The organism is Streptomyces sp. 2-1, assembly GCF_048564895.1.
GTDB classification, from domain to species: domain Bacteria; phylum Actinomycetota; class Actinomycetes; order Streptomycetales; family Streptomycetaceae; genus Streptomyces; species Streptomyces phaeochromogenes.
The window spans coordinates 7,088,572-7,110,241 of sequence record NZ_CP183383.1 but is presented as its reverse complement, the minus strand read 5'-3'; the positions used below and the strand labels follow the sequence as shown (position 1 = coordinate 7,110,241).

Annotated in this window: 20 protein-coding genes; 1 reads left to right on the top strand and 19 read right to left on the bottom strand. The window is 71.0% G+C overall.

Translation table 11 applies throughout. From position 1 onward, the window contains the following. Positions 1–21: 21 nt before the first annotated feature. The 15 genes from ACN20J_RS31400 to ACN20J_RS31330 form a co-directional block, all read right to left on the bottom strand. Entirely contained in the window at positions 22–834 is an 813-nt protein-coding gene (locus ACN20J_RS31400) for a class I SAM-dependent methyltransferase (RefSeq protein ID WP_190229664.1), read from the bottom strand. A gap of 136 nt (positions 835–970) precedes the next feature. Next, positions 971–1,843 carry an LLM class flavin-dependent oxidoreductase gene (locus tag ACN20J_RS31395; protein WP_190229663.1) on the bottom strand — a complete coding sequence of 291 codons (873 nt, stop codon included), beginning with the start codon at positions 1,841–1,843 and terminating at the stop codon, positions 971–973. 26 nt (positions 1,844–1,869) lie between these two features. Further along, on the bottom strand, positions 1,870–2,496 hold the full coding sequence (locus ACN20J_RS31390; protein ID WP_079053226.1) for an OmpA family protein: 627 nt from the start codon (positions 2,494–2,496) through the stop codon (positions 1,870–1,872). Between the two features lie 2 nt (positions 2,497–2,498). Continuing rightward, a complete protein-coding gene (locus ACN20J_RS31385) occupies positions 2,499–3,095 on the bottom strand; it encodes a hypothetical protein (RefSeq protein ID WP_419667330.1) in 597 nt (198 codons plus the stop codon). 15 nt (positions 3,096–3,110) lie between these two features. Beyond that, entirely contained in the window at positions 3,111–3,674 is a 564-nt protein-coding gene (locus tag ACN20J_RS31380) for a pilus assembly protein TadG-related protein (protein WP_419668998.1), read from the bottom strand. Between the two features lie 41 nt (positions 3,675–3,715). Continuing rightward, on the bottom strand, positions 3,716–3,925 hold the full coding sequence (locus ACN20J_RS31375; protein WP_362000302.1) for a hypothetical protein: 210 nt from the start codon (positions 3,923–3,925) through the stop codon (positions 3,716–3,718). Positions 3,926–4,060: 135 nt separating this feature from the next. Beyond that, entirely contained in the window at positions 4,061–4,822 is a 762-nt protein-coding gene (locus ACN20J_RS31370) for a response regulator transcription factor (protein WP_189837396.1), read from the bottom strand. Further along, positions 4,815–6,248 (bottom strand): sensor histidine kinase, encoded by a 1,434-nt coding sequence (locus ACN20J_RS31365; protein WP_419667329.1) that lies wholly within the window; start codon positions 6,246–6,248, stop codon positions 4,815–4,817. Before ACN20J_RS31365 ends, ACN20J_RS31370 begins: the two co-directional genes overlap by 8 nt. Before the next feature lie 12 nt (positions 6,249–6,260). Next, positions 6,261–7,151 carry a DUF5936 domain-containing protein gene (locus ACN20J_RS31360; RefSeq protein WP_189837394.1) on the bottom strand — a complete coding sequence of 297 codons (891 nt, stop codon included), beginning with the start codon at positions 7,149–7,151 and terminating at the stop codon, positions 6,261–6,263. 16 nt (positions 7,152–7,167) lie between these two features. Beyond that, positions 7,168–8,109, bottom strand: coding sequence for a type II secretion system F family protein (locus ACN20J_RS31355; RefSeq protein WP_189837393.1), 942 nt, complete (start codon positions 8,107–8,109; stop codon positions 7,168–7,170). A 67-nt stretch (positions 8,110–8,176) separates the two neighbouring features. Continuing rightward, positions 8,177–9,517 carry a CpaF family protein gene (locus tag ACN20J_RS31350; protein ID WP_359937574.1) on the bottom strand — a complete coding sequence of 447 codons (1,341 nt, stop codon included), beginning with the start codon at positions 9,515–9,517 and terminating at the stop codon, positions 8,177–8,179. A 41-nt stretch (positions 9,518–9,558) separates the two neighbouring features. Further along, positions 9,559–9,933, bottom strand: coding sequence for a TadE/TadG family type IV pilus assembly protein (locus tag ACN20J_RS31345; RefSeq protein ID WP_362000261.1), 375 nt, complete (start codon positions 9,931–9,933; stop codon positions 9,559–9,561). Continuing rightward, positions 9,933–11,552, bottom strand: coding sequence for an AAA family ATPase (locus ACN20J_RS31340; protein ID WP_419667328.1), 1,620 nt, complete (start codon positions 11,550–11,552; stop codon positions 9,933–9,935). The genes ACN20J_RS31345 and ACN20J_RS31340 overlap by 1 nt, the downstream gene beginning before the upstream one ends. Positions 11,553–11,707: 155 nt before the next feature. After that, positions 11,708–12,421 (bottom strand): Flp pilus assembly protein CpaB, encoded by a 714-nt coding sequence (cpaB, locus tag ACN20J_RS31335; protein ID WP_364194842.1) that lies wholly within the window; start codon positions 12,419–12,421, stop codon positions 11,708–11,710. Positions 12,422–12,612: 191 nt separating this feature from the next. Continuing rightward, a complete protein-coding gene (locus ACN20J_RS31330) occupies positions 12,613–13,488 on the bottom strand; it encodes a hypothetical protein (protein WP_245697309.1) in 876 nt (291 codons plus the stop codon). Positions 13,489–13,865: 377 nt separating this feature from the next. On the opposite strand from ACN20J_RS31330, the gene ACN20J_RS31325 reads away from it, so the two are divergent. Further along, on the top strand, positions 13,866–15,554 hold the full coding sequence (locus tag ACN20J_RS31325) for a chitinase (RefSeq protein ID WP_419667327.1): 1,689 nt from the start codon (positions 13,866–13,868) through the stop codon (positions 15,552–15,554). A 93-nt stretch (positions 15,555–15,647) separates the two neighbouring features. Here the strand turns inward: ACN20J_RS31325 and ACN20J_RS31320 are convergent, their stop codons facing one another. The 4 genes from ACN20J_RS31320 to ACN20J_RS31305 form a co-directional block, all read right to left on the bottom strand. Beyond that, a complete protein-coding gene (locus ACN20J_RS31320) occupies positions 15,648–17,108 on the bottom strand; it encodes an Nramp family divalent metal transporter (protein WP_419667326.1) in 1,461 nt (486 codons plus the stop codon). 191 nt (positions 17,109–17,299) lie between these two features. Next, entirely contained in the window at positions 17,300–17,785 is a 486-nt protein-coding gene (locus ACN20J_RS31315; RefSeq protein WP_246575259.1) for an ATP-binding protein, read from the bottom strand. 151 nt (positions 17,786–17,936) lie between these two features. After that, positions 17,937–18,824: an anti-sigma factor RsbA family regulatory protein gene (locus tag ACN20J_RS31310; protein WP_419667325.1), complete on the bottom strand. Its 888-nt coding sequence runs from the start codon at positions 18,822–18,824 to the stop codon at positions 17,937–17,939. Positions 18,825–19,145: 321 nt separating this feature from the next. Beyond that, a complete protein-coding gene (locus ACN20J_RS31305; RefSeq protein ID WP_419667324.1) occupies positions 19,146–21,608 on the bottom strand; it encodes an ATP-binding protein in 2,463 nt (820 codons plus the stop codon). Between the last annotated feature and the right edge of the window lie 62 nt (positions 21,609–21,670).

The window sequence follows — 21,670 nt, the reverse complement described above, 5'->3', positions numbered from 1 at the left end:
TCGCCACACTCGCCGCGCGCTCTACGGCCGGCGGGCCTCGACGAGGTGGCGGGAGCTGTGGGCCACGAACGGGCCGTCGGCCACGATTCGCTCGTGCAGGTCCAGGAGCCGGGTCCGGTACTGGTCCACGGTGAAGCCGGGCACCATCCACACCACCTTCCGCAGGAAGTGCACGACGGCCCCGATGTCGTGGAACTCCATCCGCAGCCTCTCCGCGCGCAGATCGACGACCTCAAGACCGGCTGCCTCGGCTCCGGCGCGCTCGCTGTCCGGATGGCGGGCGTTGCGGTTGGCCTCCGGCTGCGGGCCGAGGAAGTACTCGACGACTTCGTACGCGCTGCTGGGGCCCACGTGCTGGGCGAAGTAGGTGCCTCCGGGGGCGAGGACGCGGGCGATCTCCGTCCAGTGCGGCGTCACCGGGTGCCTGCTCACGACGAGGTCGAACGCCGCGTCGGCGAACGGCAGCGGGGCGTCCTCCGGGGAGGCGACGACCACCGCGCCGCGCGGGTGGAGCAGGGCGGTGGCCTTGGCCACGTTCGGCGGCCAGCCCTCGGTGGCGACGGTCAGCCGCGGCAACTCCCGTGCCGACGCCAGGACTTCGCCCCCACCGGTCTGGATGTCGAGAGCGGCCTCCGCCGTGGCCAGCCGCTCGCCCATCGCCCGCGCGTATCCCCAGGAGGGCCGATCCTCGGTGGCCCGCCCCTCGAACCACGAGAAGTCCCAGCCCTCGGTGGGAGCGGCTGCGGCCTCGGCGACGAGTTCTTCGAAGGAGGGGCTGGAGGACGCGGGTGGAGTGGAGGGCGTGGACGGGGTCGAGGGGGTGGTCGGGCTCATCGGGCGATGGTGGCAGGCGGGGTTCGTTGCCGCGACCGAATTCCGGGCTGTGCGTGTGCGGTTTCGCTCATGCCGAGGGATCTGGCAGCGGGGACCGACAGGCGGCCCCGGCATGAGCGGCGACGGCTCGGGCCTCCTACGGGACCAGGGGGCGTACGTCCTCGGCGGTGAAGCGTACGAAGCCCTCGGGGTCCGGTTCGTCGGCGGTCGGCTGGAGGATCACGGTGTCGGCGCCGGCGTCCGCGAGACGCTGGACGGCCTTGGCGACGGCTTCCGCGTTCCCGGCGACTCCGAGGTCCGGGACGGTTGCCACGCCGTCCGCCTCCAGCTCGGCGCGGAGGCGGTCGGCGGCGTCCGGGCCGGTGGCGGTGAGGAGGTAGACGACGACCTCGTGCGTGCCGTCGCGGGAGCCCGACTTCCACCCCTCGTCGATGAGTTGGCGCGCCTTGCGCACGCCCTCCGGGGACGTACTGGAGGTGAGGATGGTGCCGTCCGCGAACTCGCCCGAGAGCCGGAGCGTACGCGGGCCGGTGGCTCCCGCGAGGATCTCCACCGGTGTCTGCGGGGGCCAGTCGAGGGCGACGTCGTCGAGCTTCACGTACCGGCCGTCCGTGGTCACCCGCTCGCCCCGCAGCAGTGCCCGCAACGCCACGAGGTACTCACGCAGCAGCGTCACGGGCGACTCGGCCCGCGCTCCGACCTGCCCCATCCAGTCCTGTACGCCGTGACCGACGCCCACGATCGCCCGGCCCGGGAAGAGCCGGTGCAGGGTGGCGGTCTCCATCGCCGTCACGGCCACGTTCCGCAGCGGCACGGGAAGCAGCCCCACTCCCACCCGCAGCCGTTCCGACCAGGCCAGCGCTGCCGCCGCCGCGGAGATCCCCCCTTCCAGAAAACAGTCCTCCCACAGCCACAGCTCCTCCAGCCCCGCGTCCTCCGCCGTACGGACCATCGCGCGCAGACGTTCTGGGGGCAGCTGAGGCCGGAACACGGCACCTAGTGCAGTCATGGGGCCTTCCTACCCGGGCCCGGGGGCTAATTCTCGCCCTTCGGGAAGGTGACCTCCACACGGCGGTTCTTGCGGCGGCCCTGTTCCGAGGTGTTGTCCGCGATCGGGTAGTCCTCGCTGTAGCCGCGTACCGCGAAGGTGACGTTCGTGTCGCCGAGGGCGGAGGCCAGTTCCTCGTGGACGACCTCGGCGCGGTTCTTGGAGAGGGTCAGGCCGTGGGCGTACGAGCCGAGGTTGTCGGTGAAGCCGAAGACGCGGACGTTCGTGGCGTTCTGGGCCTTGATCTCGTCCGCGATCGCCTGGATGCGGGAACGTGCCTCGGGGTTCAGCTTCGAGCTGTCCTTCGGGAAGAGGACCTCCGCCTGGAGCGCGAACGTCACGTCCTCGTTGGTGTCCACGCGGCGTTCCTCGCCACCGAGGTCCTCGACGACCGACTTGATGTCCAGCACCCGGGCGGGCGCGAGCGTGGCGCCGTCGGCGAGCTTCAGCCCCGGGCTGTTCGCGTCCACTTCGGGGGGTGGGGAACTGCTCACACTGCCCGGCGGAGCACTCGGGTCCTCGTCGTCCGCCTGGGCCGGGGTGAGCGGCGTCAGGAAGACGAGGGTGGTGAGGGCGGTGAAGGTGATCGCGGTCGTGCGGAGGGTGAGGGACATTGTCACTCGCCCTCGGAGAGTTCGACGGCGGCGGGGGGCATGGAGCCGACCTGGAAGGAGACCTTGGTGGTGTCCTCGGGTGGGGCGGGGAACTGGGCGAACCAGTCCGCGGTGTCACCCGACAGCACACCCCCGGTGAACCGGGTGCACAGGCAGCGCCCTTCCGTGTCGCGCAGGACGAGGTACTTCTTCTTGCCCGTCTGGTCGACCAGGCTCGCGCCGGCGATCGACCCGCCGTTCTTGGCCAGTTCGCTCTCGTCGCCCCGCCAGTCCGCGGCGACCCAGGGCTTGCCGCTGCCGTTCGTCACCGTTCCCTCGACGGTGACGAAGCCGCCGTCGTCGCGGACGGCCGACGTGACGGCCAGGGTCAGACCACCGGCCTTGACCTCCGCCAGCGCCTCCTTGGCGGGAGGGGCCTGAGACTGCTCCTTGTCGTCGCCCCCGTCATCGTTCTTGGCAGGCGACGAGGACGACGTCTTCTTGTCCGAACCGCCGTCGTCTCCCCCGCCGCCGCAGCCGGCCACCGTGAGGACCAGCCCAGTCGTGATCGCCACCGCGGTCATTACCGTGCGGCCCTTCGTGGTGCGCCGAATGTTCATCGGTACGGCTTCCTTTCACTCGGCCAGTTGCACAGAGAACAGCACGGACGCGTCCGGAAGGTCGTCCAAATCGAAATCTTCGGGGTCGATGTTCACCACTTCGCCGTCGCAGTCGAGCGTGACGAGCTCCGCGGGATCGGCGTCCACGGGGAAATCACACCGCGGTTCGATGACGGCCGTGGCATCCGCGTTGGCGTGCGTGGTCTCCGTGCCCGGAATGATCGAGTCGCCCACCGTGTAGTTCGTCTCGATGGTCACCTGGAACCCGGGAAAGCCGCCGATGGTGGTCGGTTGAGCACCGCCCTGGACGGTCGAGTCGTTCTCGCCGGCCAGTTGCTGTGCCGCGGCCGTGGCTCCGACGCCCTCGAACTGGTCGCCGTCGAGCCAGTCCAGCCAATTGTCGTCCGCGCCGATGGCGGTTCCGAGGCCTTCCATCAGCTCGTCACGGGCGTCCTGCGCGGCAGCCAACGCAGCGGCGTCCGCCGCGGATTGAGCTCCGTTCCGGGCGGACGCCGCTTGAGCGAATGCGAAGAACGCGAACGCGGCGAAGAGCAGAATCCCCGTCAGCCAGATGTAGATGGGGAGAGTCGACCCTCGGTCGCTTCGCAGACGGGCGGGGGTCAGCCCCCGACGACGCTGGTGACTGCTGTGAGGATCGCACCCGAGATCAGGCCGTCGAGCCCCAGCCCGTCGATCAGCGTGAAGATTCCCGCGATCAGGATCATCAGGCCCGCGTACTCCACGAAGCCCGCTCCCGCGTCCCGGTCCCGTCCTCGTGTTCGGGAGGCCACGGTGCGGACCCACCCCCGAACCGCTCGCTTCGTCCTCATGGACGTCTCCGAACGCAGGCTCTTGGTCACAGTGATCCCTTCCCTCCCACCCAAAACCACTACCTTCCCGCGCACCGTACGTGAGAACACGCCTACTCCGGGTGGGTCCAGGGACCCAACTTCCCGAGTTCGGAGTCACCGGTTCCACCCCCCGTGGGCCGTGCCCAGCCAGTGGGCGATCGCTTCGCTGCGCGTTGAACTGTGCAGCTTTGCGAAGATGCGATTGATGTGGTTCTTCACGGTCTTCTCGCTGATGAAGCACGTGGCGGCGATCTGCCGGTTGTTCATGCCGGCCGCGATGAGATCCATGACCTCCACCTCCCGTGAACTCAGCCCGAATTCCAGTGGGTTGCCGCCGCGGCGGTGAAGTCCCGTCGCGGAGGCGGGTCGAGCCTTCGACGACTGTGCCACAACCGATTGCAGATGCGAAGAGTTTTCGTTCGGTTCGTACGAAACACCGAGCGAATCCGACACGGCGGCGGCCTCGGCGGCGGAGGCCGTGAAGGTGGCCCTTCCGTCACTCAAGTCGCGGACGGCGGTGATCAGTTCGTCCGTGGTGAACTCGCCGTGCACGAGGTAACCGGCGGCTCCCAGGCGCAACGCCCGGGCCACCACCTCGGGTTCACGGCTGTACGTCAGCATCATCACGGGAGCCAGCCCGGCCAGCGAAGGCAGTGCCGTGAGGCCGTCCGTGCCCGGCATGCGGACGTCCAGCAGGATCACGTCGGGACGGTGGCGGGTCGCGGCCGTGAGCGCCTCCGCACCGTTCGACGCCCGGGCCGTGACCCGGATGTCGGGGTGGGCGTCGAGCAGGGCCGCCAGGCCCGCCCGGACGACGGGGTTGTCGTCGGCCACGAGCACTCGTAGGGGCGGGCCGGGAAGTGCCTGGTCAGGCATGTGCGGCCTCCTCTTGAGGAGTGTGTGAGGGGGATACCGGCAGGGCGGTGACCAGCGGAAGGTCGACCTTGACCTCCGTGCCGCCCTGCTCGGCTCGGTGCAGTTGGAGGCCCGCGCCCATCGAGGCCGCGCGCTCCAGCATGCCCAGCAGACCGAAGTGGCCGGATTTCGCCAGGTGTTGTACGTCATCGAGGGATACGGACGTGCCGGTTCCGTCGTCCCGCACGGTCAGGTGGAGGGCGGAGGGCGAGGCCCGGAGGGTCACGTCCACCCGGGTCGCCCCCGTCGCGTGGCGGTGCGTGTTCTCCAGTGCCTCCGAGAGGATCGCCAGGAGGTGGCGGGACGCCTCGGGCGGGAGTACGAGCGTGGGGGGCGCCTGGTAACCGACGCTCGCCCTGATGCCCGTACGGCCGGTGAAGTCCGCCGCCCTCGTCGTCAGTTCCGTTCCGAGGTCCATGGGCGGGGTCGACAGTGCCGTGTGGTGGCGGAGGTCCGTCAGGAGGTCGCGGGACTCCGCCGCCGCGCGACGGGCCGCGCCCGCCACCGCCGTGGCCTGGGACTTGAGGGCGCGTGGGTCCGTGTCGTGGTCGGCAGCGACCGCGAGGGCCTCGGCGGCCAGGGCCAGACCGTGCAGGGTCTTCGCCACGGAGTCGTGCATCTCGCGGGCGAGGCGGGCCCGTTCGGACTCGACCGCCTCCGCCACGGCCAGCCGGGAGTTGGCCTCGGCGAGGGCCTGGCTGGCCGTGCCGAAACGGAACATCAGGTTGCGCAGGGTGACCCCGACGATGCCCGCCGCGATGCAGAAACCGGCGACCAGGAGGGTACTGGCGCCGGCGCCCGGACGGTGTTCCCAGGCTCTGAACACCGTGAGCAGCACGACGAGCTGGAGCCCCGTGAAGACGCCGGAGCCGCGCCAGCCGTACAGCAGGCCCGCCAGGAGCGGGGTGCAGACGGCCGCGTACGCGAGGGGGGAGGCGGGGGACGCGGTCAGCAGGAGTATCGCGCCGAAGACCAGGTCCACCGCCATGAGGGTGGGGTGGGCGAGGAGGCGGGGGGCGAAGCGGTCCCAGTCCCTGAGCATGGCGTACGAGCCCATGACGCCGAGGACCGCGGCGGCGAGGACGCCGTATCGGGGCGGGCCGTCCGTCGCGTTGGCCGTCGCGAAGGGGGCGCCGATCGCGATCAGGGTGAGCCTGACCGCGAACGCCTGGCGGCAGAGGGCCTGGAGGGCGTTGAGCTGGAGGCGGACGCTGCCGGGCGCTGCCGCGTCGTCTGCGAAGTAGCCTGTGGCCCACGCCCACCTGGCTGAGCCGCCTGGGGGAACGGTTGGTCGTTGGGTGCGGGTCGGTCGTTGCTGGGTGCGCAGTTCCCCGCGCCCCTGACAACGCCCCTTGCGGGGCGCTGCCCGGCGCGCGCGCTTCCACATCCCCGTCATCTCTCAGCGCCCCAGGATCGAGCCGAAGTTCGAGCCGGAGCCCAGGAACATGCCTGTGGCGATGAGGATCATCGTGGCCGGGAGCATGAAGACCAGGGTGACCATGGTGGCCTTGGGGATCGTCTTGGCGGCGCGGCGGCGGGAGTTCTGGGCGTCGGTGCGGCGCATGTCCGTGGCGAGCTGGATGAGGGTGTCCGCGATCGGGGAGCCCAGTTCCTCTCCCTGCTGGAGCGCGGAGACGAACTGGGCGACCTGTTCGGAGGAGTTGCGCTTGCGCAGTTCGTCGAAGGCCTGGCGGCGGCTGACGCCCATGTCCATCTGGCGCAGGGTGATGCGCAGTTCGTCCGCCCACGGGCCCTCGTAGTGGTCCGCGACGCGGTCCAGGGCCTGGCGGAAGCCGAGGCCCGCCGAGACCACGACCGCCAGGACGTCCAGGAAGTCCGGGAGGGTGCGGTCGATGACCTCCTTGCGTTCGCGGATCGCCTGCCAGATGAGGGCGTCGGCGGCGAGCAGGCCGAAGGCGAGGGCCATCAGGGCGAAGAGGAGCTGCCCGTTGGTGAGGAAGATCAGGAAGAGCAGGACGCCGAAGACCCCGTACACCGCCCGGCGGGCCGCGTAGCGGTTCAGGGTCAGGCCGCCGGGGTTGCCCGCCATGTCGATGCGGCGGCGCTTGGCGTCGACGCGGCGGGGGCCCATCAGCCGCAGGACGAGCGGGGCGAACCGCATGCCGAGGCGGTCGACGGCCGAGTCGGTCTTCGAGACGCGGGTGGCGCCGACCTCCAGGGCGAGCGCCATGTCGCCGGGGAGCTTGGCCTCCGCGCGGTACATGCGGATGCCGAGGAGCATGCCCCCGACGGCGAGGCCGGTCAGTGCGGCAAGGAGCAAGGCCAGCAACGTAATCCCCTCCTCCTCATACTTCGATCTTGCCGAGGCGGCGGATGACGAAGAAGCCGATGGTGTAGAGGCCCATGGCGATGAGCACCAGGGTCTGGCCGAGCGGGGAGCCGGTCACCTTGGCGAGGGCGCCCTCGTTCGAGGAGTTGATGAGGAGGAGCGAGCCGACGCCGAGGAGGGGGACCGTGAAGGCGGTCGCGTTGACCTCGGAGAGCATGGTGCGGACCTCGCGGCGGGTCTCCTTGCGGTCCTCCAGGGTCTGGGTGAGGTTCCGCAGTGAGTTGACGACCGAGCCGCCCGCCTTGTTGGACAGGACGAGGGTCGTGACGAGGACGACCAGTTCGCGGGACGGGAGGCGTTCGGCCAGTTCGCCGAGGGCGTCGTCGACCGAGCGGCCCATGGTCAACTGGTCGGCCACCCGCGCCAGTTCCTCGCCCGCCGGCGCCTCCAGCTCCTCCGCCGCCATCGCGAGGGCCGTGCGCAGGGCGAGGCCGGCCGCCGCCGCGTTGGCCAGCAGCCGGGCCACGTCCGGGAGTTGATTGATGAAGGCCTCGATGCGCTTCTGGCGCTGCCAGTTGAGGAAGATCGCCGCGCTCCAGACGCCCGCCAGGCCCGCGATGGGACCGAAGAAGGGGGCCAGCGCGGCGGCGGCGATCAGCCAGAGGCCGACGACCACGGCGGCGACGTACGTGAAGAACTCGCCCGCGGTCAGGTCGAGTCCCGTCGCCGAGAGGCGCAGCTGGATCGTGCGGCCGAGGCGGGTGCGGCGCAGCCGGCGGTCGACGGCGGCGAAGCGGCGGGCGCGGCCGGCCGCGGTGCGCAGCGGGCCGCCGCCGGAGAGACGGTCGACGAGGGCCTGGCGCTGGGCGCGTCCCGACGCGTACGTGTGCACGCCCGCGACGGCGAGTGTGCCGCACAGGACGGTGCCGCCGAGGGCGAGCAGGGCCTGGTTGTTCACGGCTCGCTCCTCTCAGTCTTGTTGTCGGTCCCGGTGGTGCGGGGCATCCGGCCGCGTGTCCGTCCGGTCATCCGATGGCCTGCCTCGTGTTGAGGACGTCGAAGGCCTCCGCGACCCCGAAGGCGGGCGGCAGGGGCTCGTTGGCGACGTACAGCTTCTCGGCGACCGCGCGGGGCAGCGGCAGGTGCTCGAAGTGGCCGTGGACGACGCGGTCGGGGCCCGTCGGGCGGGGCACGAAGCGGGTGACCGGGACGACACGGAACTGTTCGCGGCCGTGCGAGACGAGCAGGGCGATCTCGGTGACCTTGCGGGAGCCGTCGGCGTGGCGGGTGAGCTGGACGACGACGTCGACCGCGGAGTTGATCTGGTCCTTGAGCGCCTCGAAGGGGATCTGGACCTCGGACATCGAGCCCAGGGTCTGGAGCCTCATCAGGGCGTCCTCGGCGGAGTTCGAGTGGACGGTCGCCAGCGAGCCGTCGTGGCCCGTCGACATGGCCTGGAGCATGTCGAGGGTCTCGCCGCCGCGGACCTCACCGACGATGATGCGGTCGGGGCGCATACGCAGGGAGTTGCGGACCAGGTCGCGGATGGTGATCTGGCCCTTGCCCTCCACGTTCGGGGGGCGGGATTCCAGGCGGATCACATGCTCCTGCTGGAGCTGGAGTTCGGCGGAGTCCTCGATGGTGATGATGCGCTCGTGGGACGGGACGAGGCCGGAGAGCGCGTTCAGGAGCGTGGTCTTGCCGGAGCCCGTACCCCCGCTGACGATCACGTTGAAGCGGGCCCGGACGAACGCGGCGAGCAGCATCAGCATCTGCTCGTCGAGCGAGCCGAGGCCGATCAGCTCCGGGAGGGTGTACGCGCGGGGGAAGCGGCGGATCGTGAGGGTCGGGCCGGTGAGGGCGAGCGGCGGGATGATGACGTTGACGCGCTCGCCGGTGGGCAGGCGGGCGTCGACCATCGGATTCGACTCGTCCACGCGGCGGTTGACCGTCGAGACTATGCGCTCGATGGTCTGCATCAGCTGCTCGTTCGAGGCGAACCGGATCGGGAGCTGCTCCACGCGTCCGGCCCGCTCCACGAAGATCGAGTCCGGTCCGTTGACCATGATCTCGGTGATCGACGCGTCGGCGAGGAGCGGTTCGAGGACGCCGAGGCCCAGCGCCTCGTCGACGACCCTTCTGATCAGCTGGGAGCGCTCGGCCGACGACAGGACCGGGCCCTCGCGGCTGATGATGTGCCCGAGCACGCGCTCCAGCCGCATCCGCCGCTCGGCCGCGGCGAGGCTCGACATCTCGGCGAGGTCGATCTCTTCGAGCAGCTTGGCACGGTAGACGGCGACGAGGTGGCCGTCCTCGCGGCCTGATCCGCCCTCTTCGGGGGCGGCGATACGGGCCCTGAGGCTCATGTCTTCAACTCCCTTCCGGGGGAGGTCGGTTCGGCACGGGTTCAGTCGTCGTTGTCATTGGGCATCGTGGCGCGTTTGGTCACGGTCCAGCCCTCGCCCACGAACGGGAGGAGGAGCGGGACCTGCACGGTCACGGTGGCGGTGGTCGTGTCGCCGCCCTTGGGTGCGGATACGTTCGCGTCCAGCCAGTCGCTCATGGCGGCTTGGCCGGCCGCCTCCCCCGCCCCGTCCTGCGAGGCGACCCGCGCGGCGGCCCGGGCTCCGGAGCCCGCCTGGTTGGCGGCGTATCCGACGAGGCCCAGCTGGATGGTGGCCATCCCGATGAGCAGCAGGACGGGCAGGAATCCGGCGAACTCCAGCATGGAGACGCCTCGGTCGTCCCGGGCTCTGCGCCACATCCTGCGGAGCACGCTCATCAGTCGTCCTCCCCTTCCAGGGCCGCGCCCGCCTCGGCCTGGACCTGCCAGCCCGCGTCGAAGCCCGGGAAGAACAGCGGGACCTGGGCGGTGACCGTGGCCCGCATGACCGTGCCGTCCTCACCGCAGTTGATGGTCGCGCCCTGCCAGGAGTCCGGGAGGTGCTCGCTTCCCGCGTCCGCGCAGGCACCGGCGTACGCCCCCGGAGTCACCGAGTTGGCCGCGGTGGCGGCCCGCGCCGCCTCGTCCGCCGCGTTCCCCGCGAGGGAGTACGTGTAGCCGTACAGCACGCACTGCCAGAGGATCGTCATCACGACCAGCAGGATGGGGAACATCCCGGCGAATTCGAGGGTGACCGCTCCTCGGTCGCCGCCCTTGCGGCGCAGGGCCAGGGCTCCCCGGTCCGAGGACGTCTTACGACGCCGGCCGCCGCCACCGCCCTCCTGCTGGACCACCAGATCCAGCTCGCCCGCCAGGGCCCACAGCGCCTGCTTGACCGTGGAGCGGGCGTCCAGGTCCTGCATCCGCCCCGCGTCCACCACCGACTGGAGCTCCTTGAAGGCGGCGGGCACCGTGGAACGGGCGACCTTCGTGCCGGTGACGCGTTCGACGAGGGAGGGCTGTATCTCCGTACCGCGGGAGAAGCGGTTGACGACGGTCAGCGTCTCCTCGGCCTTGCGGATCTGGAGGCGGTCCCACATGCGGACCATGCGTTTGGCGGCGCGGACGGCGACCACGTCGGGAGTCACCAACAGCAGGGCCTGGTCGGCCAGTTCGACGGCCGCCGCGTTCGCGGCGTTCAGCTGGGCGCCGCAGTCGACGACCACGACCTCGTAGCGGGAGCGCAGGGCGGCGAGTACCTGGCGGGCCACCCGGTCGGTGATCTCCTCGCCGCGTTCGCCCTCGGCGGGGGCGAGGAGGAGTCCGAGTCCGGTGTCGTGGGTGTAGACGGCGTCCTGGAGCACGCGTGGGTTGATGTCGCTGATCCCGGCGAGGTCGGCGATGGAGCGGCGGAACTGCACGTCCAGGTACGAGGCCACGTCCCCCGACTGGAGGTCCAGGTCGAGCAGGGCGACCGAGTGGCCCGACGCCTGGGCGGCCAGGGCGAGTTGGACCGCGGCGACGGTGGCGCCGACGCCGCCCTTCGCGCCGGTGACCGTGACGATCCGGCCGCCCGGGCCGGTGTAGAGCTCGGGTGTGCCGCTGCCGAGATGGCGTCGCATGCCCATGGACCAGGCGGCTGCGGCGTGGACGCGTTCGGCGAGGGCGTCGTAGCCGAGGGGCAGGCCGATGATGCCGCGGGCGCCGGAGTCCATGGCGGCGGTGAGCACGTTGGTGCTGGTGTCGGCGGTGATGAGGACGACGCCGACGGCCGGGAAGCTCAGCACCAGGTCGCGGATGACGTCGAGCGCCGGGACCGGGCCGATCCGCTCGTGGACGAGGACGACCTCGGGCAGCTCGTCCAGGGACTCGGCGGCGAGGCGGGCCAGGGTGTCCAGCAGGGCCGTGGTGTCCGCGACGGGCGGCGCGGGTTCGGCGTCGGCGAGCTGGCTCAGCAGCGTGGTGAGCGCGCGGGCCGAGTCGATGTCGCCGACGGCGGGCAGGATACGGATGGTCATCGGCCGGTCCCTCGGCCTGGTGCGGCGGGCTCTCGGCGCGGCCTGTCGGACTCCCGGCCCGGACCGCCCGGCTGTCGGCCCGGCCTGTCCGTCCCTCGGTCCGGCTTGTCCGTCCCTCGGCCTGGCCACGTGGGGGCTGAGCGCATCACGGCCTCCTACTTGTCCTCGTCGAGGGTGTACGTGCGGTCGCCGGGGGCGACGGTGGCGTCGGTGCCGCCCGCGACCAGCGCCAGGCGGACGTGTTCGGCGAACGACTCGGCGTACGCCACGCGTTGGGCGTCGGCGGTGTCGAGGGCGAAGGTGATCGGGACCGCCTCGTTCGCGGTGCGGCGGCGGTCGTTGCTGGACTGGCCCGGGTCGAGGGCGGTCAGCTTGCCGACGTCGATGACGCGGGCGTTCTCGACGATGACCTTCGACTGGTCCTTGCCGTTGTCGGTCTCGTCCTTGAACGTGGCGTAGATGTTGACCCGTGAGCCCGGGTTGATCTTGCCCGCCACACCGGTCGCCGCGTCGATCATGATCGCGATCTCCTGCTGGCCGGCCTCCAGCTCGGGCCGGTTCACGATCATGTCCCTCTGGAGCAGCGAGCCCTTCTCCAGCCGGGTCACCGCGATCTTGCCGCGGATCTCGGAGAGATTGGTGACGGCGGTGGACGAAAGCCACCGCTCGGGCATCGAGACCTTCTCGAACTGGTCGGAGGTCAGCTCCCGGTAGGGCGCGACGTCGTCCTTCAGCCGGTACGCCGCGACCTCGGGGCCGACCTTCGAGTTCACGTCGCGGATCACCGAGAGCACTCCGGCGAAGGCGCCCAGGGCGCACAGGGCCGAGAGGACCAGCAGGATGACGCCGCGGCGCTGGCGTGAATTCATGACGCGGACAACCTCGATCGGGGGGCGGGGACAGCGGGGTCGAGCGGTTGTGCCTGGTGCTTGGTGCTTCGTTCTGCGTGCCTGGTGCTGCGTGTGCCTCGTATCTCGTTCTACGTAGCTCGTTCTACGTGTCTCGTTCAACGTGCCTGTTGTGCACCGTTATTCAGGTGTACGTACATGACTGACGTGGTTTACGAAGCCCCTCGGGGCAGGGCACGTACCGAAGAAGCTGCCCGCACCGTGGCCCTCGGAAGCTCCTGGGGCGGTGGCAAAGGCGCCGCACAGAATCCGCAGCGGTCGCCGATGAGTTCAAGACCGCACCAGTGACACTCCTCGCGCCGTACGGACGAGACGAGTTGGTACAGCACGGACACGTCGTAGAGCCCGGTGGCGAACTCGGCGACCTTGCCCGTGCCCCACCAGCGGGTGGACTCGGCGGGCAGGGGCACGGTCGTGACGCCCTGGACGCGCCAGGCGGGCGCGAGCGTCCCGGTGAGCCACTCGGCGGGCAGCTGTCCGGCCGCGACGAGCATCCGTGTCCCGAACTCGGGCCCGGTGAGCTCCTCCTGGCCGACGCGGACCAGTTGGGGCCGCGGATTGGCCAGTACGGCGAACTGGGCGCCCGGCACCCATGACTTGGCGTGCGACTTCAGGGAGACGGGGATGCGATCCAGCTTGGCGACCGAGCCGAGCAGCGCACCCGCGTAGATGTAGTGGGCGAGCAGCCGCGCGGAGGAGGCGAGCACGCCGGGGCTGAAGTCGCAGACGGAGAGCTGGCGCAACTGCTGGGCGAGCAGGGCGAGTCCGAGCGGCGGCAGGTCCAGACCGAGCAGCGCGATGCGGTCGCTCTCCAGGACGGAGCGCACGGCGTGCAGCCGCCGGGTGACGTCACCCGGCGTGGAGGCCGGGTACAGCGCGATCACATACCCGTGCTGCTCGATGAGCGCGTGCATTCCCGTGAGGGAGCTTTCGAGGCTTTCGAGGGGCTGGACGGCGGCGGGCGGGGTCTGCCGGTCGTGCGGTGGGAGCACCAGATCGGAACTGGTGACGGCTATCGCGGTCGGCACGCTGCACACCACCCCGTTCACTGCGGCGGGGTGGTCAACCACCGCCTCAGATCGCCCCTGATTTCGCCATCAAACCTTCACGGAAGAACGCGAATTTGTCACTGTGCGCCCTTCTGCAACTGCACCTTATCCACGGCATGGGCCGCTCAACACCGGATCCGCGAGATCACCTCACACAAGGTGCGTAGGTGATCCACACAGAGTGAGGCGCATATGCCTCAACTCGACGGTACGGCAAGGGCGTTGACCTCCGTCAGAGGTCTTGACAACCGGATTGGTCTGGACCACCTTGGACCTCCAGCGGTGGCCACCGTAGTCGTCCCCCACTTTTGACTCCCACTCCCCCACCGGAGGCCCCAGTGGACCGCGTACCAGGCATGCCCAGACGCAGACGGACCTGGGCGGCAGCCCTCGCCACCGCGCTCGCGGCGTCCGTCCTCTCCCTCGCCGGAGCCGGCCAGGCCTCGGCCGCCGACGTCAACAACACCAAGAACGCCGGCTACGAGTCGGGGCTCTCCAACTGGACCTGCTCGGCGGGCAGCGGCGCCGCCGTCTCCTCCCCCGTGCACGGCGGTGCGTCCGCCCTCAAGGCCACGCCCGCCGGGCAGGACAACGCCCGGTGCAGCCAGACCGTGGCGGTGAAGCCCAACTCGACGTACACGCTGAGCGCGTGGGTGCAGGGCGGGTACGCGTACCTCGGGGCGAGCGGCACGGGTACGACGGACGTGTCGACCTGGACCCCGGACTCCTCCTCCTGGAAGCAGCTGACGACGTCCTTCACGACGGGCTCGTCCACGACGTCCGTGACCGTCTACACGCACGGCTGGTACGGACAGGCGGCCTACTTCGCCGACGACGTGTCCGTGTTCGGGCCCGACGGGGGCGGGGGCGGCGACCCCGATCCGGTCGTCCCCTCGACACCGGCCGGTCTGAACGTGGCGTCCACGACCTCCTCCTCCGTCTCCCTCGCCTGGAACACGGTCTCGGGCGCGACCGGCTACAACGTCTACCGCGCCGGTACGAAGGTGCTCGCAGTGAGCGGCACCTCGGCGACGGTCACCGGCCTCGCCGCCTCCACCTCGTACTCCTTCCAGGTCACCGCGACGAACTCGGCCGGTGAGTCGGTGAAGTCGACGGCGGTCACCGGGACGACCAAGGCGAACTCGGGCGGCGGGACCGCGCTGCCCAAGCACGCGGTGACCGGCTACTGGCAGAACTTCAACAACGGCGCGGCCGTCCAGAAGATCTCCGACGTCCAGTCCCAGTACGACATCATCGCGGTGGCCTTCGCCGACGCCACGACCACTCCCGGCGCGGTGGCCTTCAACCTCGACTCGGCGGGCCTCGGCGGCTACACCGTCGACCAGTTCAAGGCCGACGTCCGGGCCAAGCAGGCCGCGGGCAAGAAGGTGATCATCTCGATCGGCGGCGAGCGCGGCACGATCTCGGTGAACGACTCCGCCTCCGCGACGAACTTCGCCAACTCCGTCCACTCCCTGATGCAGACGTACGGCTTCGACGGCGTCGACATCGACCTGGAGAACGGCATCAACGCCACGTACATGACGCAGGCGCTGCGGTCGCTGTCCTCGAAGGCGGGCTCCTCGCTGATCATCACGATGGCCCCGCAGACGATCGACATGCAGTCGACGTCGAACGGCTACTTCCAGACGGCCCTGAACATCAAGGACATCCTCACGGTCGTCAACATGCAGTACTACAACAGCGGTTCGATGCTCGGCTGCGACGGCAAGGTGTACTCCCAGGGCTCGGTGGACTTCCTCACCGCCCTCGCCTGCATCCAGCTGGAGGGCGGCCTCGCCCCGTCCCAGGTGGGCCTAGGCCTGCCGGCCTCGACGAGGGGCGCGGGCAGCGGCTACGTCTCCCCCACCATCGTGAACAACGCCCTCGACTGCCTCACCAAGGCCACCAACTGCGGCTCCTTCAAGCCCTCCAGGACCTACCCGGACCTGCGCGGCGCGATGACCTGGTCAACAAACTGGGACGCGACGGCCGGCAACGCCTGGTCGAACGCGGTGGGGCCGCACGTGCACGGGCTTCCGTAGGTACGTCTGGAGTACGTCCGGCTCGTCAACGGGCCAGCGCCGCCGCCGATCCGGCGGCGGCGCTTCCGTGTGTCCGCCCGGGCACGGCCGCGGCTAGAAGAACTCCGACCAGGGCTGGTCCCAGATCTGCTTCACGCACAGGATGACGAAGATCAGGCCCGCGATCGTCAGCATGGAGTTGCTGAGGATTCCGTTGCGCCATTCCGTGGGGGTGCGGGAGGAGTTGAGGAGCCAGACCAGGGTGAGGGCGAGGAAGGGGAGGAAGGCCGCGCCCAGGACTCCGTACAGGATGATCAGGCGGAAGGGCTCGCCCTGGAAGAGCAGGACGATGGGCGGGAAGGTCAGCCAGAGGAGGTAGGCGCGGAAGGGCCAGGAGCGCTCGCGGGCGCCGGAGGCCACCTCCTCGCCGGATGTCGACCCCTCGCTGGGCGCCGACCCCTCGCCCGACACCGACCCCTCGCTCGACGTCGGCCCCTCGCCGGACGTCGTCTTTCCGGCCGGGGGCTTTCCTTCGCCGGTCGCGCGGTCTGCCCTGTCCTTGCGGTAGCGCTCCACGAAGTCCGCGAACATCAGGCTCACGCCGTGCCAGACGCCGATCAGGGATGTGAAGGACGTGGCGAAGAAACCGATGAGGAAGAACTTGGCGGTCGCCGTTCCGTACTCGTCCTCCAGGATGTCGCCGAGCTGGATGAGGCCCTTGTCACCGCTCGCGATGGCCACGTTGGAGGAGTGGAGCAGTTCCGCGCCGACGAAGAGCATCGAGATGACGAAGATGCCGGTGGTGATGTACGCGACGCGGTTGTCCAGGCGCATCACCTTCATCCAGCCGGTGTTCGTCCAGCCCTTCGCGTTGACCCAGTAGCCGTACGCGGCCAGCGTGATCGTGCCGCCCACACCGCCGATCAGACCGAGCGTGTTGAGGATCGAGTCCTTCTCGTCGGGAAGGACCGGGAGCAGGCCCGCGAAGGCGTCGCCGAGGTTCGGGGTGACGCGGATCGCCAGGTAGACCGTGACGACGAACATCACGCCGACCAGGACGGTCATGACCTTCTCGAAGACCTCGTACTTGTTGAACCAGACGAAGACCAGGCCGACCAGACCCGTCAGGACGGCCCACCATTCGAGGTCCATGACGTCCGGGAAGAGCGCCTGCAGCGGCAGGCCCGACGAGGACATGGCCGCGGCTCCGTAGACGAAGCCCCAGATCACGACGTACACGACGAAGAACCACGACGTCCAGCGGCCCAGGCTCGCCCAGCCGTCGAAGAGCGTGCGGCCGGTGGACAGGTGCCAGCGGCCCGCCGCCTCGGCCAGCGAGATCTTGACGAGACAGCCGATGACGGCGGCCCACAGGAGCGTGTAGCCGAAGTTCGAGCCCGCGATGAGCGTGGCGACGAGGTCGCCGGCGCCGACACCCGTCGCGGCCACCACGATGCCGGGGCCGATGTATTTCCAACTGGACTTGCGGGGACCGGAGAGGGCCTTCCCCGTCTCTCCCGTGTTCCCCGTGGCCGTGCTTCCAGTGGTGTCCGCGTTCCCAGAGGTGTCAGCCATGCGGATCAAGAAAGCGTAAAGAGAACGGGCGCACAAGAGGGCGTGCGGCGATCCCCACCCGATGTGCACAGGTGAGGAGTGTGCACAGGGACGAGAAGGTGTTCGGGCGGGCCCCGGCGGCAGCGCGTGCCACCGGGGCCCGGGCTGTGGTTCCGGAGGTTGACAACGGTTCGTCCGGAACTCGCGGGGCACTACGGCTGTCGCCGACCACAGCCGTCGGACCCGCACGTGCCGAGCTCGAACCAGAGGGTCCGGCCCGGCCCGTCCTGGTGGCAGCCCCAGCGCCTCGCGAGCGCATCCACCAGGAACATCCCGCAGCCGCCCACCGCGGTGCCCGCCACGGCGCCCTCCCGGGGCACCTCCGCGGGGCGGCGGCCCGCCTCGGAGACCTCGCAGCGCAGGACTCCGTGCGCGGCCGAGAGGGTGAGGCGGAGGCGACTCGCCGCGTGTATCAGGGAGTTGGTGACGAGTTCGCTGACGAGGAGCTCCGCCGTGTCGCTCTGTTCCGCGAGCCCCCAGCCCTCCAGCCGCCGCCTGACCTCCGCGCGCGCCTCGGCCGCCGCGACGGGACGGGGGTCGTACACGACGCTCGAGTGGCCCGCCCCCAAGGGTGGTTGGGGGTACCAGCCGTACGCGGCGTCGGGATCCGGAAGATGTCCTCCGGAGAGTTCCAGCATGTCCAAAGCTTCGGCTCCCCGCGGCTCGTCGACACGGGGAGGACTACCTGAATACCTACCTGAAAACGTGCGTTCGCACCGGTTATGGGGCAGGAGCATGCGGGTGCCTTCGCCGTACGCGCTCGTACGGGAACCATGCGGCCCCGGTGTCCTACGCGTACTGGACCCGGATCAGTGAGCCCTCGCCGGGCTCCGCCTCCCGGATGTCCACGTACGCGCAGACCTGGCGGGTGAACCACAGGCCCTGGCCCGGCGCCGGACCCTCGGCCTGCGGCGGGACGAAGCCCGCGAGCGGGTCGGTGATCCGCTCGGGGACGCGCAGCTCGCAGACACAGGCGGGCGCCTCGCCCCAGAGCAGGACCTCGGGGAGGGATGAGGCGGGGATCAGGGGTGCGTACGGGGTCGCCGCCTCGGTGACCGCCGTCGCGAACAGGTCTGCGTCCTCGGGGGCGAGCCTGCGTGCCCGGGCCCGCTCGCGGAGGGTGTCGCGGTCCGGGGCGGTGAGGCGCTCGGCGTCCGGTGGCGGTGGGGGCAGGGGGACGGAGTCCAACTCGTGGACCAGGCGAGCCGGTTGCTCGTACACCGGGGTGTCGGGGTGCGCTCGGCGGGCGGCGTCGATGATCGCGGGGCCCGCGGTACGGGTGTCGTACGCGCACAGGGCAGTCGTCGCGAACGGCGCGAAGAGGAGGTTGGCGAGCGACTCGTAGCGGATCCACTCGGTGGTCTCGCGCGCCGAACGCCCGGCGCGGCCGGCCCAGTGCGGCTCCATGAGGAGGTGGATACGGCCGCCGGGTCCCGCGTTCGCGGCGAGGTAACCGGCGCTCTGGGCAACGGCGTTGGCCGCCGAGCCCGTGTACCACTCGGTGTGCGGCACGAAGGTGACGCTCTTCGCGTCCGTGCCCAGCGCGTCCCGCAGGAGGGCGAGCCTCCCGGGGTCGGCGATGGCCACGGGCGGCGGTTCGTCCGGGGCGGCCAGGCCCTCCGCCAGGAAGGGGAGCGCCGCCGCGACGAACGCGTCGTCGGAGCCGAAGACCGCCATGCGGTGGTCGAACGTCCCTGGGGGCGGGGCTGGTTGAGCCGAGCGGGACGGCTTGGCCGACATGGTTGGTTCGGCCGGCTTGCTCGGGTCAGCCGGTTTGGTTGGGCCGGCCGGCTCGGTTGCTTCGGTCGGCTTGGTTGGGTCGGCCGGTTGGGTTGGGTCGGCAGTCACGAGGGTTCCCCTTCTGTCGTATCCACCTGGTTGAGGGTCTGGCGTATCCGCCCGGCCGTGGGCGGGCTGCCCGGCCGGCTGCGAATCACCCGGCTGCGGGCGGGCGTTGTGGCACCCCGCCCCGCCCGGGCCGGCCCCGGGAACCGGGGTTCAGCGGCGTGCCGAGACCCACGCCGCGATCTGGCTGCGGTTGCTGAAGCCGAGCTTGCCGAGGATTCGTTCCACGTGGCCTTCCGCGGTGCGGCGGGCGATCACCAGGCGGTCGGCGATCTGCTGGTTGGCGAGCCCGTCGGCGACGAGTTCGGCGACCTCCCTCTCGCGCCGGGTGAGCGACGCGAGACGGGGGTCCCCGCGGACGGGGTCCGGGGCAGGGCCGCCGTCGGCCCGGCGGGGGCCGGGGACGACCGCTCTCCCGGTCTCCTGGAGGGCGTACGAGACGATCGCGGTGAGCCCGAGCCCGCCGCCACGCCGGTACGCCCGGTCGAAGAGCCCCGGTCCGACGGCGGCCCGTACCCGCGTCTCGCTCTCCTTGCGCGCGGAGTTGTACGTCGCGGAGCCGAAGCGGTTGCCGTCGATGCCGGCCCAGACGCGGTCGGCGCCGCCGAGCAGGACGGCGGCGCGTTCGTGGGCGCCGCGCGCGGCCGTGATGACCACCAGCAGGTCGAGGGTGAGGCCGATACCGATGACGTCGTGCACGGCGAGCTTGCGGCGCAGGGCGTCACAGGCGTGCGGCTCCGCGCGGTCCCACTCCTTCCGCTCCGCGTACGCGAGGGCGAGGACGCGCAGGACGTACGAGCGGACCCACTCCTCGCCGTGCTCCTCGCAGAGGCGGTGGGCGTCCTCGCAGACCTGGACGGCCCGGTCGGTGTGGCCCAGGAAGGCGAGGCTGGCGGCCAGTTCGACCTGGTCGAGGACGGCGAGGCTGGGGAGCTGGCCGTCGACGGGGTTGCGGGCCACGGCGGCCTCGTAGTGCTCGAGGGCGGCGGGCAGGTCGTCGCCGAACAGGGCCATCAGGCCGAGCAGGTACTCGGCGTGCGCGACCTCGGCCGGGTCGCCGAGGCGGCGGGCGAGCGCACGGGCGTCCTCGGCGCGGTGGCGGCCCCGGGTGAGGTCCTCGGGGCAGCCGGCGAGCAGGCCCGCGACCCAGAGCGCCCTGGCGCGCTCCCGGGTGGGCTCGGGGTGCGCGTCGAGTGCGCGGTCCAGCCAGTACCGGCCCTCGCGGGGCGCTCCGCAGGCGTGCCAGTAGAACCAGAGGGTCCCGGCGAGCCCGAGTCCGGCCCGGGCCTCGCCCGGCACGGTGAGGCTGAACTCCAGGGCGGCCCGCAGGTTGTCCTGGTCGGCCCGCAGCCGGGCCACGATCTCCCGCTGCCCCGGCCCGAACCACCTGCGCTCGCACTCCGCGGCCACCTCCTGGGCCCAGTCCCGCTGCCGACGCCGGGCGGCCGACTCCTCCCCGGGCCGCTGCCGCAGCTTGTCGAGCCCGTAGTGCCGAAGCGTGTCGAGCAGGCGGTATCTGGCCGTGCCCGGGCCGCCTTCCCTGCACAGCACGGACTTGTCCACCAGACCGGCCACGGCTTCGAGGACGTCCTGGGGGTGTACGCCCTCGGGCTCGCGATCGCCCTCGGGCTCGCTGTCGCCTTCGGGCTCGCGGTCGCCTTCGGCCTTTCCGTGGCGTTCGGCTGCGCTCCCGTCCGTGTCCGGGTCCGGGGCCCCGTCCGCGCACACCGCCTCCGCCGCCTCCAGGTCGAAGCTCCCCGCGAAGACCGAGGCCCGGGCCCACACCAACTGCTCGGCCTCCGTGCAGAGTTCGTGGCTCCAGTCGACCGCCGCGCGCAGTGTCTGGTGGCGGGGCAGGACGGCCGGGCTGCCGGTCGTGAGGAGGCGGTAGCGGTCGTCGAGCCGGGCCACGAGCTGGTCGACCCCGAGGACGCGCATCCGGACGGCCGCGAGCTCGATGGCGAGGGGCAGGCCGTCGAGGCGGCGACAGAGGCGGGCCACGGCCGCCCGGTTGTCGGGGGTGAGTTCGAAGCCGGGGGCGACGGCGGCGGCCCGGTCGGCGAAGAGCGCCAGGGCCGGGTAGGTCGCGGCGGCCGAGAGGTCCGAGTCCGGATCGGGCACCGGCAGGGGACGTACGTCCAGGAGGTGTTCCTCCGTGAGTGCCAGACGGTGGCGGCTCGTCGCGAGGACGCGGACGCCGGTCGTGCCGTGCAGCAACGCGGCTGCCAACTCCGCGCAGGCGGACAGCAGATGCTCGCAGTTGTCGAGGACGAGAAGCAGTCGGCGGTCGCGCAGTTGCTCGACCAGCGTGTCCAGGGGCGGCTGTTCGGAGTGGTCGTGCAGGCCGAGCGCGTCGGCCGCGGCGAGCGGGACGAGCTCCGGGTCCTGCAGGCCGGCGAGGTGTGCGAAGCGCACGCCGTCGGGGAACGCGCGCTCGACCCGGGCGGCGATCCGCCCGGCCAGCCGCGTCTTGCCGACGCCTCCGGGGCCGGTCAGCGTGACCAGCCGTGCGGTGGCCAACAGCCGTCGCCCCTCGGCCAGTTCGTCCCGCCGGTCGACGAAGCTGGTCGTCTCGACCGGTGGCTGATGGACCCTTCGCGGCGCTGATCCGCCCATGATCAGCCAGTCCTCTGGGTGTGAGACGGGAGCCGGAGTGAGCGGCTCCTCTTGTGCTGGTT

Bases quoted from the DNA above. Each gene is read 5' to 3' on its own strand.
- ACN20J_RS31400 (WP_190229664.1), bottom strand. From the start codon at position 834: ATGAGCCCGACCACCCCCTCGACCCCGTCCACGCCCTCCACTCCACCC.
- ACN20J_RS31395 (WP_190229663.1), bottom strand. From the start codon at position 1,843: ATGACTGCACTAGGTGCCGTGTTCCGGCCTCAGCTGCCCCCAGAACGT.
- ACN20J_RS31390 (WP_079053226.1), bottom strand. From the start codon at position 2,496: ATGTCCCTCACCCTCCGCACGACCGCGATCACCTTCACCGCCCTCACC.
- ACN20J_RS31385 (WP_419667330.1), bottom strand. From the start codon at position 3,095: ATGAACATTCGGCGCACCACGAAGGGCCGCACGGTAATGACCGCGGTG.
- ACN20J_RS31375 (WP_362000302.1), bottom strand. From the start codon at position 3,925: ATGAGGACGAAGCGAGCGGTTCGGGGGTGGGTCCGCACCGTGGCCTCC.
- ACN20J_RS31370 (WP_189837396.1), bottom strand. From the start codon at position 4,822: ATGCCTGACCAGGCACTTCCCGGCCCGCCCCTACGAGTGCTCGTGGCC.
- ACN20J_RS31365 (WP_419667329.1), bottom strand. From the start codon at position 6,248: ATGTGGAAGCGCGCGCGCCGGGCAGCGCCCCGCAAGGGGCGTTGTCAG.
- ACN20J_RS31350 (WP_359937574.1), bottom strand. From the start codon at position 9,517: ATGAGCCTCAGGGCCCGTATCGCCGCCCCCGAAGAGGGCGGATCAGGC.
- ACN20J_RS31345 (WP_362000261.1), bottom strand. From the start codon at position 9,933: ATGAGCGTGCTCCGCAGGATGTGGCGCAGAGCCCGGGACGACCGAGGC.
- ACN20J_RS31340 (WP_419667328.1), bottom strand. From the start codon at position 11,552: ATGACCATCCGTATCCTGCCCGCCGTCGGCGACATCGACTCGGCCCGC.
- cpaB (WP_364194842.1), bottom strand. From the start codon at position 12,421: ATGAATTCACGCCAGCGCCGCGGCGTCATCCTGCTGGTCCTCTCGGCC.
- ACN20J_RS31325 (WP_419667327.1), top strand. From the start codon at position 13,866: ATGCCCAGACGCAGACGGACCTGGGCGGCAGCCCTCGCCACCGCGCTC.
- ACN20J_RS31320 (WP_419667326.1), bottom strand. From the start codon at position 17,108: ATGGCTGACACCTCTGGGAACGCGGACACCACTGGAAGCACGGCCACG.
- ACN20J_RS31315 (WP_246575259.1), bottom strand. From the start codon at position 17,785: ATGCTGGAACTCTCCGGAGGACATCTTCCGGATCCCGACGCCGCGTAC.
- ACN20J_RS31310 (WP_419667325.1), bottom strand. From the start codon at position 18,824: ATGGCGGTCTTCGGCTCCGACGACGCGTTCGTCGCGGCGGCGCTCCCC.
- ACN20J_RS31305 (WP_419667324.1), bottom strand. From the start codon at position 21,608: ATGGGCGGATCAGCGCCGCGAAGGGTCCATCAGCCACCGGTCGAGACG.